Below are 2,789 nucleotides of genomic sequence, written 5' to 3' on the forward strand. Positions count from 1 at the left end.
GGTTGCGTCACGGTCCCGCGGTCGGCCTTCCGCATCTGCTGTCACACGAGTCACATCCGTATACATTTGTCGCACTTCGGGCGGGTTGGGCCGACATCGAGGAGCGACGTGCAGAACCATCGGATCACCGTGCCGCGGGCGCGTCGTACACCCGTCGCCCGACACCGCTCCGGAGGACGGTGGATCGCGGCGGCGATCCTGGGGTTGCTCGCCGCCCTGATCGCACCCGCCCAGGTGGCGCACGCGAATCCGGTCGTCGAACCGGTGGCCGCGGACCCGTCGGTCCTGCGCGCCCCGGACGGCACGTTCTACCTCTACAGCACGGCCGACGACTGGGGTGACGGCCGCGGGATGCACACGATGGGGATGTTCACCTCCCACGACCTCGTGGACTGGATGTACGTCGGTGACGTGTTCGATCAGCCTCCCGCGTGGCACGATCCCGGCAAGCACCCGTGGGCGCCGAGCATCCACGAATTCGACGGGGTGTACCACCTGTACTACTCGCTGAACGACGTCTCGAATCCGTGCATCGGCCTGGCGACCTCCCCCGACCCGGCGGGACCGTGGACGGATCTGGGCCGGCCGGTGTTCTGCGCCGAGGACGTCGGAATCGAGGGCACGATCGATCCGTTCGTCTGGGACGACGGCACCGGGAAGACGATGCTCGTCGGAAACTTCAAGGGCGTCTACGCGATCCCGCTCTCCCCGGACGGCACCGCGCCGGACGGCACCCCCGTGAAGGTCGCCGACGAACGGTTCGAAGGCCCGTTCGTGGTGCACCGCAACGGTTTCTACTATCTGTTCGTCTCGGCCGGGAACTGTTGCAACGGCGGCAACACCGCCTACCGGGTGATCGCCGGCCGGTCCACCTCCCTGACCGGGCCGTATCTCGACCGCAAGGGCCAGGATCTCGGCGACGGGGGCGGCGCACTGATCCTCGCGGGCAGCGACCGCTGGGCCGGACCCGGCCACAACAGCGTCGTCACCGACGACGCCGGGGACGACTGGATCGTCTACCACGCGAGCCCGCGCCGGGACATCAAGCTGCCCAGCGGCGCTCAGCGACGCGAGGCTCTGATCGACCGGATCGTGTGGGCGGACGACTGGCCCGATATCGGGGACGGATCACCGTCGTCCACCCGCCCGCAGGTCCCGGACATCGACCTTCCGGTGGAGGTGTCGCTGGAGATCGAAGCCGTGCCCGCCCCGACCGGGGAGGCCGAGGCCACGGTGGTTCTCACCGCCGGCGACGAGCCGTTCTCCGGCCGGGTGTGGCTCGGTGTCGGTGCGCCCGAGGGCGGACTCGGCGCGACGGTCGCCGACCCGATCGAGGTGACGCTGCAACCCGGCGAGGTGCGCGAGGAGAAGCTGACGTTCACCCCGCCGGCGTCGTCGACGGGCACCTACGATCTCTACGCCCTTGCCGGCACCGACGCTGCGGACGTCGTCGACTTCGGTGCGGTGCACGGCCTCGACGCACCCCCGCAGCCCCTGGCACCCGTCGCGCAGACCGGCTCCGCATTGTGACCTCGCGTCCGGTCAGCCGGCGCGTCGTGCGGTGAGCAGCAGGTATTCCCACTCCATCGCTCCCCCGCCCTGGTCGAAGCTGCGGCCCAGCTCCGCCAGGTCGCGGTCGAGTGCGGCGACGCGGTCGGGTTCGTCGGCGATCGCCCGGTAGACCGCGATGGTCGGCCCGTACGCCGCCTTGAAGAAGTCCCGGAACTCCTCGCCGCTGCCGAAGCATTCCACCCGCAGCTTCTCCTTGTGCGCCTGCACGTCGGTGACCCGGTCCCCCAGCAGCGACCGCACGTGCTGCTCGTCCCCCCACAGCGGCGGCGGCTGGGCACCGGGCGGGGGCGGCGGCGCGTACGGCTTCATGGTCGCGAACATGCGGCCGATGAATCCCTCGGGGGTCCAGCTCAGCAGCCCGATGCGGCCGCCGGGCCGGGTGATGCGGACCAGTTCGTCCGCGGCCGCCTGGTGGTGCGGCGCGAACATGACACCGACGCAGGAGAGCACGACGTCGAAGCTCGCGTCGTCGAACGGGAGCGCCTCGGCGTCGGCCTCCTGCCAGGTGAGGGTCGCGCCCGCGGCGGCGGCGTCGCGGCGGCCCATCTCGAACAGTTCCGGCGTCAGATCCGTCGCGACCACCGTGGCCCCGGTGAGCGCGGCGGGGATCGCCGCGTTGCCCGACCCTGCCGCGACGTCGAGAACCCGGTCTCCCGCGCCGACTTCGCACGCGGACACCAGAATCGGGCCGAGTGTCGGGATCACCTCGGTGGCGACCGACGGGTAGTCCCCGAGCGCCCACATCGCCCGATGCTTCGCCTTCAACGCGCGGTCGTCGATCGCTGCTGTCGTTGATTCGCTCATCGTGTGTTCCGGCGCGGACCCTCCCGCGTTCGTGCGGGAGGGTGAGTGCGCCGGCCTCCTTTCTCGTGCTTCGGGATACGTCCCGATTCGTGATTCGAGGAGATGATCGGGTCGTGCTTCGACTGTAGGAACGGGCGACGCAGCGCTTCCAGTACAGGATCTGTACCGCGATCGCCGGGTACGGCCGGTCGCGTCGGCCTAGCATTCGAGCATGGGCGCGTCCTATCACCAGTTCTGCCCGGTCGCGAAGGCGATGGAGCTGTTCGACGAACGGTGGACGCTGCTGGTGGTGCGCGAGTTGGTGCTCGGCAGCGAACGATTCAACGAACTGCGGCGGGGGCTGCCGCGGATGTCGCCGTCGCTGCTGTCCACCCGGCTGCATCAGCTGACGGCCGCGGGCATCGTGCGTCGGG

3 protein-coding genes are annotated in these 2,789 nt (G+C 70.1%); 2 read left to right on the plus strand and 1 reads right to left on the minus strand.

Going from position 1 to position 2,789, the window contains the following annotated elements:
- The first annotated feature begins 108 nt into the window (after positions 1-108).
- Complete coding sequence (locus I0Q12_RS18335; RefSeq protein ID WP_374068722.1) at positions 109-1,530, plus strand: family 43 glycosylhydrolase; 1,422 nt, start codon at positions 109-111, stop codon at positions 1,528-1,530.
- A gap of 12 nt (positions 1,531-1,542) precedes the next feature.
- Here I0Q12_RS18335 and I0Q12_RS18340 read toward each other — a convergent pair whose 3' ends face one another.
- Positions 1,543-2,376: a class I SAM-dependent methyltransferase gene (locus I0Q12_RS18340; RefSeq protein ID WP_197253312.1), complete on the minus strand. Its 834-nt coding sequence runs from the start codon at positions 2,374-2,376 to the stop codon at positions 1,543-1,545.
- A 211-nt stretch (positions 2,377-2,587) separates the two neighbouring features.
- Between I0Q12_RS18340 and I0Q12_RS33190 the strand changes: the two genes are divergently transcribed.
- Positions 2,588-2,789 (plus strand): helix-turn-helix domain-containing protein (locus I0Q12_RS33190; protein WP_231610958.1); only part of this gene is annotated, 202 nt, incomplete at its 3' end.

The organism is Rhodococcus sp. CX (assembly GCF_015865005.1).
Taxonomy (GTDB): domain Bacteria; phylum Actinomycetota; class Actinomycetes; order Mycobacteriales; family Mycobacteriaceae; genus Rhodococcus.